The sequence below is a fragment of the Citrobacter europaeus genome (assembly GCF_037482245.1).
GTDB classification, from domain to species: Bacteria; Pseudomonadota; Gammaproteobacteria; order Enterobacterales; family Enterobacteriaceae; genus Citrobacter; species Citrobacter europaeus.
This window is the reverse complement of the sequence record NZ_CP148084.1, coordinates 4,235,805-4,249,484: the sequence shown is the minus strand read 5'-3', so window position 1 is coordinate 4,249,484 and position 13,680 is coordinate 4,235,805. Positions and strand designations below refer to the sequence as shown.

General features: G+C 53.8%; 13 protein-coding genes. 6 read left to right on the top strand and 7 right to left on the bottom strand.

Translation table 11 applies throughout. The annotated features are described in order from the left end of the window. Positions 1 to 73 precede the first annotated feature (73 nt). From WHR59_RS19890 to folA, 5 genes are all read left to right on the top strand, one after another. Positions 74 to 1,417 carry an MFS transporter gene (locus WHR59_RS19890; RefSeq protein WP_043018394.1) on the top strand — a complete coding sequence of 448 codons (1,344 nt, stop codon included), beginning with the start codon at positions 74 to 76 and terminating at the stop codon, positions 1,415 to 1,417. A gap of 91 nt (positions 1,418 to 1,508) precedes the next feature. Next, entirely contained in the window at positions 1,509 to 1,742 is a 234-nt protein-coding gene (locus WHR59_RS19885; protein WP_338843396.1) for a YgdI/YgdR family lipoprotein, read from the top strand. A gap of 103 nt (positions 1,743 to 1,845) precedes the next feature. Beyond that, positions 1,846 to 2,376, top strand: coding sequence for a glutathione-regulated potassium-efflux system oxidoreductase KefF (kefF, locus tag WHR59_RS19880; RefSeq protein ID WP_043018395.1), 531 nt, complete (start codon positions 1,846 to 1,848; stop codon positions 2,374 to 2,376). Next, on the top strand, positions 2,369 to 4,231 hold the full coding sequence (gene kefC / locus WHR59_RS19875; RefSeq protein ID WP_043018396.1) for a glutathione-regulated potassium-efflux system protein KefC: 1,863 nt from the start codon (positions 2,369 to 2,371) through the stop codon (positions 4,229 to 4,231). Before kefF ends, kefC begins: the two co-directional genes overlap by 8 nt. Positions 4,232 to 4,429: 198 nt before the next feature. Further along, positions 4,430 to 4,909 (top strand): type 3 dihydrofolate reductase, encoded by a 480-nt coding sequence (gene folA / locus WHR59_RS19870; RefSeq protein WP_338843395.1) that lies wholly within the window; start codon positions 4,430 to 4,432, stop codon positions 4,907 to 4,909. 66 nt (positions 4,910 to 4,975) lie between these two features. On the opposite strand, the gene apaH is transcribed toward folA, so the two are convergent. From apaH to lptD, 6 genes are read right to left on the bottom strand one after another with little or no spacing between them, the layout of a single operon-like run. After that, positions 4,976 to 5,824: a bis(5'-nucleosyl)-tetraphosphatase (symmetrical) ApaH gene (gene apaH, locus WHR59_RS19865; protein ID WP_043018397.1), complete on the bottom strand. Its 849-nt coding sequence runs from the start codon at positions 5,822 to 5,824 to the stop codon at positions 4,976 to 4,978. Positions 5,825 to 5,834: 10 nt separating this feature from the next. Beyond that, entirely contained in the window at positions 5,835 to 6,212 is a 378-nt protein-coding gene (apaG, locus tag WHR59_RS19860; RefSeq protein WP_338843394.1) for a Co2+/Mg2+ efflux protein ApaG, read from the bottom strand. Between the two features lie 2 nt (positions 6,213 to 6,214). Next, complete coding sequence (gene rsmA / locus WHR59_RS19855; protein WP_005124503.1) at positions 6,215 to 7,036, bottom strand: 16S rRNA (adenine(1518)-N(6)/adenine(1519)-N(6))-dimethyltransferase RsmA; 822 nt, start codon at positions 7,034 to 7,036, stop codon at positions 6,215 to 6,217. Continuing rightward, positions 7,029 to 8,021 (bottom strand): 4-hydroxythreonine-4-phosphate dehydrogenase PdxA, encoded by a 993-nt coding sequence (pdxA, locus tag WHR59_RS19850; protein ID WP_087051003.1) that lies wholly within the window; start codon positions 8,019 to 8,021, stop codon positions 7,029 to 7,031. The genes rsmA and pdxA overlap by 8 nt, the downstream gene beginning before the upstream one ends. After that, complete coding sequence (surA, locus tag WHR59_RS19845; protein WP_003829603.1) at positions 8,021 to 9,307, bottom strand: peptidylprolyl isomerase SurA; 1,287 nt, start codon at positions 9,305 to 9,307, stop codon at positions 8,021 to 8,023. Before surA ends, pdxA begins: the two co-directional genes overlap by 1 nt. Before the next feature lie 53 nt (positions 9,308 to 9,360). Beyond that, on the bottom strand, positions 9,361 to 11,721 hold the full coding sequence (gene lptD, locus WHR59_RS19840; protein WP_043018399.1) for an LPS assembly protein LptD: 2,361 nt from the start codon (positions 11,719 to 11,721) through the stop codon (positions 9,361 to 9,363). A gap of 379 nt (positions 11,722 to 12,100) precedes the next feature. On the opposite strand from lptD, the gene djlA reads away from it, so the two are divergent. Beyond that, on the top strand, positions 12,101 to 12,916 hold the full coding sequence (gene djlA, locus WHR59_RS19835; RefSeq protein ID WP_200001307.1) for a co-chaperone DjlA: 816 nt from the start codon (positions 12,101 to 12,103) through the stop codon (positions 12,914 to 12,916). Between the two features lie 95 nt (positions 12,917 to 13,011). On the opposite strand, the gene rluA is transcribed toward djlA, so the two are convergent. Beyond that, a complete protein-coding gene (gene rluA, locus WHR59_RS19830) occupies positions 13,012 to 13,671 on the bottom strand; it encodes a bifunctional tRNA pseudouridine(32) synthase/23S rRNA pseudouridine(746) synthase RluA (RefSeq protein ID WP_042312382.1) in 660 nt (219 codons plus the stop codon). Between the last annotated feature and the right edge of the window lie 9 nt (positions 13,672 to 13,680).

Here is a 13,680-nt window from a genome sequence, read left to right as displayed (position 1 = left end):
TGCCGGATGGCGGCGTAAACGCCTTATCCGGCCTACAGATGACGCTTTGCCCGTGTTGAAACAGGAAGTCGCTATGCAGCAGCCCAGGAACTTTGATGACATCAAATTTACCTCTATTCACCGCCGGATAATGCTGTGGGGAAGCGGTGGGCCGTTTCTGGATGGTTATGTGCTGGTGATGATTGGCGTGGCGCTGGAGCAGCTCACGCCAGCATTGAAACTGGACGCACAGTGGATTGGTCTGCTGGGCGCTGGCACGCTCGCCGGTCTGTTTGTGGGGACGTCGCTGTTTGGCTACATTTCCGATAAGGTCGGGCGGCGCAAAATGTTCATCATCGATATTATCGCCATTGGCGTGATATCGGCGGCAACCATGTTTGTCTCCTCGCCCGTTGAGCTGTTGGTGATGCGCGTGCTAATCGGCATTGTGATTGGTGCTGATTACCCGATCGCTACCTCGATGATTACCGAGTTCTCCAATACCCGCCAGCGCGCTTTTTCCATCGGTTTTATCGCCGCGATGTGGTATGTCGGCGCCACCTGTGCCGACCTGGTCGGTTACTGTTTGTATGATGTTGAGGGTGGATGGCGCTGGATGTTGGGCAGCGCGGTGATCCCTTGCATTTTGATCCTGATTGGACGTTTCGATCTTCCTGAATCCCCGCGCTGGCTGCTGCGTAAAGGGCGGGTGAAAGAGTGCGAGGAGATGATGATCAAACTGTTCGGCGAACCGGTGGTGTTCGACGAAGAAGCGCCGCAGGAGACGCGCTTCTTACAGCTGTTTAATCGCCGTCATTTCCCGTTTGTTCTGTTTGTCGCCGTTATCTGGACCTGTCAGGTGATCCCGATGTTCGCCATCTATACCTTCGGTCCGCAGATTGTTGGGTTGCTGGGGCTTGGTGCCGGGAAAAGCGCCGCGTTGGGCAATGTGGTGATAAGCCTGTGCTTTATGCTGGGGTGCATTCCTCCCATGTTCTGGCTCAATAGCGCGGGCCGCCGACCGCTGTTGATTGGCAGCTTTATTATGATGACGCTGGCGCTGGCCGTGCTGGGGTTAATCCCTGATATGGGGGCGTGGCTGGTGGTGCTGGCGTTTGCCGTATACGCGTTTTTCTCGGGGGGACCAGGAAACCTGCAGTGGCTATACCCGAACGAACTGTTTCCTACCGATATTCGCGCGTCTGCCGTCGGGGTGATAATGTCGTTAAGCCGCATCGGCACTATTGTTTCAACCTGGGCCCTGCCGGTATTCATTAGCAAATACGGCATCAGTAATGTCATGCTGATGGGGGCGGGAATTTCGCTGATTGGCCTGCTGGTGTCGATTGCTTTCGCGCCGGAAACGCGGGGGCTGACGCTGGCGCAAACCAGTCAAATGACGATTCGCAGTAAGCCCGTGACCAGGACAGGCTATTAGGAGTGTTCTGTATTTTTCCTGCAACTCAGTCAGTTAGCCTACAGTTAATTGGGTATTTTACTGAAAACAACTGAAAAGCAGGGAGAACACCATGCAAAAACATATCCTGATCACGTCTATTTTTACCGCAGCAGCACTGTTTACCGTAGCCGGTTGTTCCTCAAACCAGGCGGTTAAAACCACCGATGGCAAAACCATCGTCACTGACGGCAAACCGCAAGTCGATGATGATACCGGCCTGGTATCGTACAAAAATGCGCAAACGGGTAAGGCGGAGCAGATTAACCGCGACCAGGTTAAAGATATGAGCGAGCTGGACAACTAACTCAGATTTTTCCATTTATCTACTCAATAATATTGACTGTTAGCCTGTGGATTAACTGACTAAACTCACTGTTATTACAATAATGCAGTGAAACAGGCTAATCATGATCCTCATCATTTATGCGCATCCCTATCCGCAGCACTCGCATGCGAATAAGCGGATGCTTGAACAGGCAAGGACGCTGGAGGGCGTGGAGATCCGCTCGCTCTACCAGCTCTACCCCGACTTCAATATCGATATTGCCGCTGAACAGGATGCGCTGTCGCGCGCTGATTTGATCATCTGGCAGCATCCGATGCAATGGTATAGCACACCTCCGTTACTCAAGCTGTGGATGGATAAGGTCCTTTCGCACGGTTGGGCGTACGGTCACGGTGGAACTGCGCTCCACGGCAAGCATTTGCTATGGGCAGTGACCACCGGCGGCGGTGAAAACCACTTTGATATTGGCTCCCATCCTGGATTTGATGTGCTCTCCCAGCCCTTACAGGCAACGGCGCTTTATTGTGGCCTCAAATGGCTGCCGCCGTTTGCGATGCACTGTACGTTTATCTGCGATGATGAAACCCTGCAGGCGCAGGCGCGTCATTACAAACAACGTCTGCTGGAGTGGCAGGAGGTTCATCATGGATAGCCATACGCTGATACAGGCGCTGATTTATCTCGGCTCGGCGGCACTGATTGTCCCCATCGCCGTGCGGCTGGGGCTGGGGTCGGTGCTGGGGTATCTTATCGCCGGATGTATTATCGGACCCTGGGGTCTGAGGCTGGTGACGGATGCCGAATCAATCCTGCATTTTGCGGAAATTGGCGTGGTGCTGATGCTGTTTGTTATCGGCCTGGAGCTGGATCCGCAACGTTTGTGGAAACTGAGAGCCTCGGTGTTCGGCGGCGGCGCGCTGCAGATGGTGGTTTGCGGTGGTCTGATTGGTTTGTTCTGTATGTTCCTTGGCCTGCGCTGGCAGGTAGCGGAACTGATCGGCATGACGCTGGCGCTTTCCTCCACGGCCATCGCTATGCAGGCGATGAATGAACGTAACCTGATGGTGTCGCAACTGGGGCGTAGCGCATTTGCCGTGCTGCTGTTCCAGGATATCGCCGCTATTCCACTGGTCGCGATGATCCCATTACTGGCGGCGAGCGGCGCATCAACAACGCTTGGGGCGTTTGCATTGTCTGCCCTTAAGGTGGCGGGCGCGCTGGTATTGGTGGTGGTGTTGGGGCGTTATGTGACACGTCCGGCCTTACGTTTTGTCGCCCGCTCGGGCCTGCGGGAAGTATTCAGTGCCGTTGCGCTGTTCCTCGTGTTTGGCTTCGGTCTGCTGTTGGAAGAGGTTGGACTGTCGATGGCGATGGGGGCATTCCTGGCCGGTGTGCTGCTGGCGAGCTCTGAGTATCGCCACGCGCTTGAAAGCGATATTGAGCCGTTTAAAGGGTTGTTGCTGGGACTGTTCTTTATCGGCGTGGGGATGTCTATCGACTTTGGTACGCTGATTGATAATCCCTTGCGTATTATCATCCTGCTGGTCGGTTTCCTGGTTATCAAAACCGTCATGCTGTGGCTGATAGCGAAACCCTTACAGGTACCGAACAAGCAGCGCAGATGGTTTGCCGTATTATTAGGGCAGGGCAGTGAGTTTGCTTTCGTGGTGTTTGGCGCGGCGCAAATGGCAAACGTGCTTGACCCTGACTGGGCGAAATCTCTCACGCTGGCGGTGGCGCTGTCGATGGCGGCCACGCCGATTTTACTGGTGATTTTGACGCGTCTGGAAAAATCGGCGACCGGTGAAGAGCGGGAGGCCGATGAAATTGACGAGGAACAGCCGCGGGTGATCATCGCCGGGTTCGGGCGTTTTGGCCAGATAACCGGTCGTCTGTTGCTGTCGAGTGGGGTCAAAATGGTGGTTCTTGATCATGACCCGGACCATATCGAAACGCTGCGTAAATTCGGGATGAAGGTTTTCTATGGCGACGCGACCCGGATGGATCTGCTGGAGTCTGCCGGGGCGGCGAAAGCTGAAGTTATTATTAACGCTATTGACGATCCGCAAACCAGCCTGCAACTGACCGAAATGGTGAAGGAGCATTTCCCGCATCTGCAAATTATTGCCCGTGCGCGCGACGTGGATCATTACATCCGGCTGCGCCAGGCGGGCGTGGATATGCCGGAACGTGAAACCTTTGAAGGCGCACTGAAGACCGGACGCCTGGCACTGGAAGGGCTCGGACTTGGCCGCTATGAAGCGCGAGAGCGGGCCGACGTATTCCGCCGCTTCAATACGCTGATGGTTGAGGAGATGGTGAAAGGGGAAAATGACGCGACTTCCCGCGCGGCGGTTTATAAACGCACCAGCGCAATGCTGAGTGAAATTATTGCGGAAGATCGTCAGCACTTATCGTTGATTCAACGCCATGGCTGGCAAGGCACGGATGAAGGTAAGCATACGGGCGACGTCGCCGATGAGCCGGAAGTGAAACCGTCAGCATAGGGTAAAAAATATGATGTTCTGCAAACTTTACTGCTAATTGGCTGTTTTTGAACTACTGTAATGCTGGCGTACCACCTTAAATAGGTCGGTTCGCCAGCAGAACGGAAAATTTTCATGCTCATCCTCTTTCCGCCAGTCGACGAAAGATTGCGCTTTCCGTATAGTGGCGACAATTTTTTTGTATCCGGGAAACATTCAATGATCAGTCTGATTGCGGCGTTAGCGGTAGATCGCGTCATCGGTATGGAAAACGCCATGCCGTGGAACCTACCTGCCGATCTCGCCTGGTTTAAACGTAATACCTTAAATAAGCCGGTTGTCATGGGACGCCACACCTGGGAATCCATCGGGCGACCGTTGCCTGGGCGTAAAAATATCGTCATCAGCAGCAAGCCAGGCACCGACAATCGCGTGCAGTGGGTGAAGTCTGTTGATGAAGCGATTGCGGCCTGCGGCGATGAACCTGAAATTATGGTGATTGGTGGTGGACGTGTGTATGAGCAGTTCCTGCCGAAAGCGCAGAAACTGTATCTGACGCACATCGATGCGGAAGTTGAAGGGGATACGCATTTCCCGGACTACGAACCGGATGACTGGGAATCGGTGTTCAGTGAATTCCACGATGCCGACGCGCAAAACTCCCACAGCTATTGCTTCGAGATTCTGGAGCGTCGTTAATTTGGCTGCCTGATGGCAGATTCGTAGGCCGGATAAGGTGCGAGCACCGCATCCGGCAGACGACTATCAGGCGTTGACCGCCTCGCCGGGATCCAGATTCAAATGGCGATTTGATGGCTGCACGAAGTACTGTTTGTCTTCCCAACGCAGACAGGTGAGATCGCCTCCCCAGCAACACCCCGTATCCAGCGCGTAAATACCTTCTGGCGTGCCTTTGCCCTCCAGCGATGCCCAGTGCCCGAAAGCAATGCTATAGGCTTCACTGACAGGGCCTGGAATGGCAAACCACGGCTTCAGCGGGGCTGGCGCATCTTCTGGCGACTCTTTGCTGTACATATCCAACTGACCATTGGGAAAGCAGTAACGCATGCGGGTAAACGCATTGGTAATAAAACGCAGGCGGGCCAGACCGGTCAGTTCTGGGGTCCAGTTGTTTGGCATGTCGCCATACATCGCATCCAGGAAGAAGGGATACGAATCGCTCGACAATACGGCTTCAACATCGCGAGCACAGTCCTTCGCCGTCTGCAGGTCCCACTGTGGAGTAATCCCTGCGTGCGCCATCACCAGTTTCTTCTCTTCATCTACCTGCAACAGCGGCTGGCGGCGGAGCCAGTTAAGCAATGCATCAGCATCCGGTGCTTCAAGCAGCGGCGTAAGCCGATCTTTTGGTTTATTCCGACTGATGCCGGCAAACACGGCCAGCAGGTGTAAATCGTGATTGCCGAGGACTAACCGTACGCTGTCGCCCAGCGATTTAACGTAGCGTAAAACGTCTAACGACCCTGGCCCACGGGCGACCAGATCGCCGGTGAGCCATAAGGTGTCTTGTTCTGGATTAAAGTCTACCTGGTGCAGCAAGGCTACCAGTTCATCGTAACAACCGTGAACGTCGCCAATGAGGTATGTTGCCATAGCTATTGTTTTAATGAATGAGTGTAGGAACGGCGAGTCGGAACACGGGAATGTCGATGGTAAAGGCGATTCCTTGCTCATCAATCATTTCGTAATGACCCTGCATGGTGCCCAGCGGCGTTTCAATCACTGCACCGCTGGTGTACTGGTACTCTTCGCCAGGTTCGATGTGGGGCTGAACGCCAACCACACCTTCGCCCTGAACTTCGGTTTCGCGACCATGACCATTGGTGATCAGCCAATAACGCCCCAACAGCTGCACAGGCGCTCGCCCCAAATTGCGGATAGTCACGGTATAAGCAAAAACGTAACGTTCATCATCAGGTGAGGATTGCGCCTCAATGAAGACGCTTTGTACCTGAATGCACACTCGGGGCGAATTGATCATGTTTAACTCTCCTTCGATGGCGCGTTTTCTGACAGATAGTTAGCCATCCGGCAGTATTGCGCGACAGAGATATTTTCCGCTCGCATCGCCGGATCAATGCCCAGCTCTGTCAGTACTTCAACGCTAAACAGGTTACCGAGGCTGTTACGCACCGTTTTACGGCGCTGATTAAACGCTTCGGTGGTAATACGGCTCAGCACACGGACATCTTTAACCGGGTACGGCATTGTCGCGTGAGGGACCAGACGCACGACGGCGGAATCGACTTTAGGCGCAGGCGTAAATGCAGATGGCGGCACTTCAAGTACCGGGATCACATTGCAGTAATACTGCGCCATGACGCTTAATCGACCATACGCTTTACTGTTTGGCCCTGCAACCAGACGATTGACCACCTCTTTTTGCAACATGAAATGCATGTCGGCAATGGCATCAGTATAGGTAAAAAGATGAAACATCAGCGGCGTGGAGATGTTGTACGGCAGGTTGCCGAATACGCGCAGCGGCTGACCCATCGTTTGTGCCAGTTCGCCGAAGTTCATGGTCATGGCATCTTGCTGATAAATCGTCAGCTTTGGCCCTAAAAACGGGTGTGTTTGCAGGCGCGCGGCGAGATCGCGGTCCAGCTCAATGACCGTGAGCTTGTCCAGGCGTTCGCCAACGGGTTCGGTCAATGCTGCCAGGCCCGGGCCGATTTCGACCATAGCCTGACCTTTCTGCGGGTTGATAGCAGAGACAATACTTTCGATCACAAATTGATCGTTGAGGAAGTTTTGCCCGAAACGTTTACGGGCTAAGTGGCCCTGATGGACTCGATTATTCATTAGTATTAACAATCATTTTGATGGCGAGATTAAGCGCCGTAATAAAACTGCCGACATCTGCTTGCCCACGACCCGCAAGTTCAAGTGCGGTGCCGTGATCGACGGATGTGCGAATAAAGGGCAGGCCCAGCGTGATATTCACACCGCGACCAAATCCCTGGTATTTTAGCACGGGGAGGCCCTGATCGTGGTACATTGCCAGCACGGCATCCGCGTGGTCGAGATATTTGGGCTGAAACAGCGTATCTGCGGGCAGCGGACCGTTTAATTTCATCCCTTGCGCACGCAGTTCATCGAGTACCGGAATGAGGGTGTCTATCTCTTCCGTTCCCATATGACCGCCTTCACCGGCATGCGGGTTTAGACCGCACACCAGGATATGCGGATCGGCAATGCCGAATTTGGTGCGCAAATCATGATGCAAAATGCCGATCACTTCCTGAAGCAGGGCGGGCGTAATGGCGTCGGCAACGGCTCTGAGCGGCAAATGCGTGGTTGCCAGGGCAACGCGCAGCTCTTCCGTCGCCAGCATCATGACGACTTTCTTTGCCTGTGAGCGCTCTTCAAAAAACTCGGTATGCCCGGTAAACGGGACGCCTGCGTCATTGATTACACCCTTGTGAACCGGACCGGTGATCAGCGCCGCAAACTCACCTTGCAGACAACCATCGCAGGCGCGAGCCAGCGTATCCACTACATATTGCCCGTTCTCTACCGTCAACTGACCCGCGACAACAGGTGCCCGCAGCGCAATCGGTAACAGCGTCAATGTGCCTGCTGATTGCGGTTTGGCTGGGATATCTGGAGAGTATGGGAGGAGTGAAAGCGGTAAACCGAGCATCGCTGCCCGGTCACTGAGGAGTGCTGCATCCGCACAGACAACGAGTTCTACAGGCCACTCGCGCTGGGCGAGCTGAACCACCAGGTCCGGGCCAATCCCGGCGGGTTCGCCGGGAGTGATAACAACGCGTTGAGTACGAGTCATTAGTTGCTCAGAACTTTAACGTAGGCGCTGGCGCGCTGTTCCTGCATCCAGGTTGCTGCTTCTTCCGAGAATTTACGGTTCATCAGCATACGGTAAGCTCTGTCTTTCTGCGCCGCGTCAGTTTTATCAACGTTACGCGTGTCCAGCAGTTCGATCAAATGCCAACCGAAAGAGGAGTGCACCGGGGCGCTCATCTGGCCTTTATTAAGTTTGGTCAGCGCATCGCGGAAAGCAGGGTCGAAAATGTCCGCTGCAGCCCAGCCCAGATCGCCGCCCTGGTTAGCAGAACCGGGATCCTGAGAAAACTCTTTAGCCGCTGCCGCGAAGGTAGTTTTACCGCTCTTAATATCTGCCGCGATTTGTTCCAGCTTCAGACGCGCCTGTTGATCGGTCATGATCGGCGACGGCTTAAGCAGAATGTGGCGGGCGTGAACTTCAGTCACGGAGATGCTCTGGCTTTGGCCACGCATGTCGTTCACTTTCAGGATGTGGAAGCCGACACCTGAACGAATTGGGCCGATGATATCGCCTTTTTTCGCGGTACTTAACGCCTGGGCGAAGATACCCGGCAGCTCCTGAATACGTCCCCAACCCATCTGGCCGCCTTTCAGCGCCTGTTGGTCGGCTGAATAAGTGATGGCCAGTTTGCCGAAATCGCTACCGTTACGCGCTTCATCAACAACCGAGCGCGCCTGGCTTTCAGCCGCGTTAACCTGGTCGGAGGTTGGGTTTTCCGGTAATGGGATCAGAATGTGGCTCAGGTTCAGCTCGGTGCTGGCATCGTTCTGGTTGCCGACCTGCTGTGCCAGGGCATCCACTTCCTGAGGCAGGATAGTGACGCGACGGCGAACTTCGTTGTTACGCACTTCAGAGATGGTCATCTCTTTGCGGATCTGGCTACGATAGGTCGAATAACTTAAGCCATCCTGTGCCAGACGGCTGCGCATCTGATCCAGCGTCATGTTGTTCTGCTTGGCGATATTGGCGATAGCCTGATCCAACTGCTCGTCAGAGATTTTCACACCCATCTTCTGACCCATCTGCAGGAGGATTTGATCCATGATCAAACGTTCCAGGATCTGATGACGCAGCGTGGCATCGTCCGGTAACTGCTGACCAGCCTGACCTGCATTAAGTTTTACTGACTGCATTAAGCCATCGACGTCGCTTTCCAGAACGACGCCGTTATTGACGACGGCTGCGACTTTATCGACTACCTGTGGGGCAGCGAAACTGGTATTCGCGATCATGGCGATACCGAGAAGCAGCGTTTTCCAGTTCTTCATACTTTTTCCATTTCAATTAACCGCAATGCGGATTACGTTGTAAATCAATCAGATCATAAAGAGCTTTGATACGGCAAAATGTTCGAACGCAACATTTGGTTGGTGCCGAGACCGTAGTTGGAGCTCAGGCCGCGCAGTTCGATATTAAAGCCGATCGTGTTGTCATAAACTGCATGTTTCTGAGTGTCATCCCAACCGTTCAGCTTACGTTCGTAGCCGAAGCGAATGGCGTAACAGCAGGAGTTGTACTGTAGGCCCAGCATGGAGTCCGCTTCTTTGTTCACGTTGGTGTCGAAGTAGTAAGCTCCGACAATCGACCAGCGATCGGCGATCGGGAAGCTTGCCACTGCGCCCACCTGCGAAATCCCGTTTTTATACTGCTCTGCCGTGGAGTAGTAAGACGGCAGAGTGGCCTGGATATACTCCGAACTGGCGTAACGGTAGTTCAGCTGCAGCATACGGTTTTCGTCGCGACGGTATTCGATACTGCTGCTGCTGGTTGCGACGCTGTCCAGACGCGTGTCGTACTGGATCCCACTGCGTAAACCCCAACGATCGGAGATGCGCCAGTAGGTGTCGCCCGCCCATACCAGTGAACCTGTTTTGTCGTCATTCTCCCATTTAATGTTGTCATCGCCGGTGCGAGACTCGGTGAAATAGTAGATTTGACCCACAGAAATATTAAAACGTTCAACGGCTGCGTCATCATAAACGCGAGATGTGACCCCGGTCGTCACCTGGTTGGCGGAAGCGATACGGTCCAGGCCGCCATAGGTACGGTCACGGAACAGGCCGCTATAGTCAGCTTGCAGCAGGGACGAGTCATAGTTATAGATATGACTTTGGTCGCGATACGGGACGTACAGGTACTGAGCGCGTGGCTCCAGCGTCTGGGTATAACCCGGCGCCAGCATTTGCATGTCACGCTCGAACACCATCTTGCCATCAACTTTAAACTGCGGCATGACGCGGTTGGCTGAATCATCGAGCTTGTTAACGTTACTCGGGTTATTGTTGTACCAATCCAGGTTGGTCTGCTGATAGTGCGTTGCCAGCAGTTTCGCTTCGGTATTGATACTTCCCCAGTTATTCGATAACGGCAGGTTGATAGTCGGTTCCAGGTGAACACGTGTGGCTTCCGGCATGTCGTCATTGGTGTTAACGAAATGCACCGCCTGGCCATAAATGCGGGTATCAAACGGACCAACGTCATTTTGGTAGAAGTTGACATCTAACTGCGGCTCAGCGGAATAACTACTTGTATTCTGATCGTCAAAGACCTGGAACTGCTTGGTCGAAACCGTGGCGTCAAAGTTCTGTACCGCGTAGCCAACGCTGAATTTTTGCGTGGCGTAGCCGTCGGTACTGGAACCGTATTTGTTATCGAAATCATTAAAGTAGCTGGAGTCGCTGACTTTGGTGTAGTCGACGTTGAAACGCCACACCTGGTCCATTACACCGGCGTGTTGCCAGTAAAACAGCCAGCGACGTGAATTGTCATCTTTCGGATGTTCATCCTCGTACACTTTATCGGAGTTCAGATAATCGAACTCCATCAGGCCCGCACCAGCCTGAGTGAGGTAGCGGAATTCGTTCTCCCACATGATCCCGCCACGACGGTGCATATAATGCGGCGTGATAGTGGCGTCCATATTGGGCGCAATGTTCCAGTAGTACGGCAGGTAGAACTCAAAATAGTTCTTGGTAGAATATTTTGCGTTCGGGATCAGGAAACCGGAACGGCGCTTATCACCAACGGGCAACTGTAAATAAGGACTGTAAAAGATCGGAACCGGACCCAGTTTAAAGCGGGCGTTCCAGATCTCCGCGACCTGTTCTTCACGGTCATGAATGACTTCGCTACCGACAACGCTCCAGGTATCGGAACCTGGCAGACAGGAGGTGAAGCTACCGTTTTCCAGAATGGTATAGCGGTTTTCCCCACGCTGCTTCATCAGGTCGGCTTTTCCGCGCCCCTGACGGCCTACCATCTGGTAATCACCTTCCCAGATGTTGGTATCTTTGGTATTCAGGTTAGACCAACCCTTCGGCCCCTTCAGAATAACCTGATTATCATCATAATGGACATTGCCCAGCGCATCGACGGTACGTACTGGCTCCGGCTGGCCATCGGCTTGCTTCTGGTGAAGCTGCACTTCGTCTGCCTGCAGGCGGCTATTACCCTGTGCGATGTCCACGTTGCCGGTAAACACCGCGTCATCCGGGTAATTCCCTTTGGCGTTGTCGGCATTGATGGTGACGGGTAATTCATTGGTCTCGCCCTGTACCAGAGGACGGTCATAGCTTGGCACGCCCAGCATACACTGTGAGGCGAGATCGGCTGCCAGGCCCTGATGGCTATAGAGGGCGCTGGCAATCATGGTGGCCAGAAGAGTGGGAATACGTTTTTTCATACGTTGTATTTATTGTTCCATCATCAGTAGCGTCGCGCGTGACAAACGGTCACAGCCTAACTTATCTCATCTTCACTTCGCTAGTATTAATCCTGCCCATTTTATACCCGCCACCTTTCAAGCTGCATCGTCGTTGTCTTCCTCGTTCACCCCAGTCACTTACATGAGTAAGCTACAGGGGACTCACTACGTTGCCGCCTTGCTGCAACTCGAAATCCAACGGGTATAGCGTTTGTGGTGTTAGGCACGGCATTGAATGACAGGTATGATAATGCAAATTATAGGCGATGTCCCACAATTGACCGCAGCCGCAAATCGGTAAAAGCACCTTATATTGTGGGACATAGCCTGGCTGAGAGCATAAAGGTTTGGGGAGTCTATGCAGTATTGGGGAAAGATAATTGGTGTAGCCGTGGCCTTAATGATGGGCGGCGGCTTCTGGGGTGTGGTTCTGGGCCTGTTAGTTGGCCACATGTTCGACAAAGCCCGCATGCGCAAAATGGCGTGGTTTGCCAACCAACGTGAACGCCAGGCGCTGTTTTTTGCCACCACCTTTGAGGTGATGGGGCATCTGACCAAATCCAAAGGTCGCGTCACGGAAGCCGATATTCATATCGCCAGCCAATTGATGGATCGGATGAATTTGCACGGAGATTCGCGCACCGCCGCGCAACACGCCTTCCGGGTGGGAAAATCAGACAATTACCCATTACGTGAAAAGATGCGTCAGTTTCGCAGCGTCTGTTTTGGTCGATTCGATCTGATCCGCATGTTTCTGGAGATTCAGATCCAGGCGGCATTTGCCGATGGGTCGTTGCATCCTAACGAGCGTGAAGTGCTGTATGTGATTGCTGAAGAGTTAGGGATCTCACGTACCCAGTTTGATCAGTTTCTGCGCATGATGCAGGGCGGGGCACAGTTCGGCGGCGGATATCAGCAGCAGTCCGCTGGCGGCGGCTGGCAGCAGGCGCAACGAGGCCCGACGCTGGAAGACGCCTGCAATGTTCTCGGTGTTAAAACAACCGACGATGCGACCACCATTAAGCGCGCTTATCGTAAGCTGATGAGCGAGCACCATCCGGACAAACTGGTTGCGAAAGGCCTGCCGCCAGAAATGATGGAAATGGCGAAGCAAAAAGCGCAGGAAATTCAAAAAGCGTATGAGCTGATTAAGGATCAAAAAGGATTCAAGTGATTGAATTGCCGGATGCGGCTAGCGCCTTATCCGACCTACGTTAATGAATGTAGGCCGGGCAAGCGAAGCGCCCCCGGCATAAATTGGCTCAGAATTTAAAAATCCGCCGGGACTTTAAACGTCATACTGTTGCCGTATTCGGGATGGGTGATGGTTAACATCTCTGCGTGCAGCAGCAGGCGCGGTGCTAACGCCAGGGCTTGTGGCGGGGCGTAGAAGCGGTCGCCCAGGATCGGATGCCCTAATGCCAGCATATGCACACGCAGCTGGTGGGAGCGTCCGGTAATGGGTTTGAGCACCACCCGGGCGGTATTATCCGCCGCGAACTCCACCACCTCATACTCGGTCTGCGCCGATTTTCCGGTCTCATAACACACTTTCTGCTTTGGCCGGTTCGGCCAGTCGCAAATCAGCGGTAAATCAACCAGTCCCTCGGCAGGAGCGGGATGCCCCCACACGCGCGCAACATACTGTTTCTTCGGCTCACGTTCGCGAAACTGGCGCTTTAGTTCGCGCTCTGCCGCTTTCGTTAGCGCCACTACAATCACGCCGCTGGTGGCCATATCCAGACGATGTACGGATTCAGCCTGCGGATAATCGCGCTGTATGCGCGTCATCACGCTGTCTTTGTGCTCATCCAGACGGCCCGGCACGGACAACAAGCCGCTCGGCTTGTTGACCACCATAATGTGCTCATCCTGATACAGGATAACCAGCCAGGGTTCCTGCGGCGGATTATAGTTTTCCATCCCCATGTATGGCTC

Coding starts and splice junctions, on each gene's coding strand:
- WHR59_RS19890 (WP_043018394.1), top strand. CDS start 74: ATGCAGCAGCCCAGGAACTTTGATGACATCAAATTTACCTCTATTCAC.
- WHR59_RS19885 (WP_338843396.1), top strand. CDS start 1,509: ATGCAAAAACATATCCTGATCACGTCTATTTTTACCGCAGCAGCACTG.
- kefF (WP_043018395.1), top strand. CDS start 1,846: ATGATCCTCATCATTTATGCGCATCCCTATCCGCAGCACTCGCATGCG.
- kefC (WP_043018396.1), top strand. CDS start 2,369: ATGGATAGCCATACGCTGATACAGGCGCTGATTTATCTCGGCTCGGCG.
- folA (WP_338843395.1), top strand. CDS start 4,430: ATGATCAGTCTGATTGCGGCGTTAGCGGTAGATCGCGTCATCGGTATG.
- apaH (WP_043018397.1), bottom strand. CDS start 5,824: ATGGCAACATACCTCATTGGCGACGTTCACGGTTGTTACGATGAACTG.
- apaG (WP_338843394.1), bottom strand. CDS start 6,212: ATGATCAATTCGCCCCGAGTGTGCATTCAGGTACAAAGCGTCTTCATT.
- rsmA (WP_005124503.1), bottom strand. CDS start 7,036: ATGAATAATCGAGTCCATCAGGGCCACTTAGCCCGTAAACGTTTCGGG.
- pdxA (WP_087051003.1), bottom strand. CDS start 8,021: ATGACTCGTACTCAACGCGTTGTTATCACTCCCGGCGAACCCGCCGGG.
- surA (WP_003829603.1), bottom strand. CDS start 9,307: ATGAAGAACTGGAAAACGCTGCTTCTCGGTATCGCCATGATCGCGAAT.
- lptD (WP_043018399.1), bottom strand. CDS start 11,721: ATGAAAAAACGTATTCCCACTCTTCTGGCCACCATGATTGCCAGCGCC.
- djlA (WP_200001307.1), top strand. CDS start 12,101: ATGCAGTATTGGGGAAAGATAATTGGTGTAGCCGTGGCCTTAATGATG.
- rluA (WP_042312382.1), bottom strand. CDS start 13,671: ATGGGGATGGAAAACTATAATCCGCCGCAGGAACCCTGGCTGGTTATC.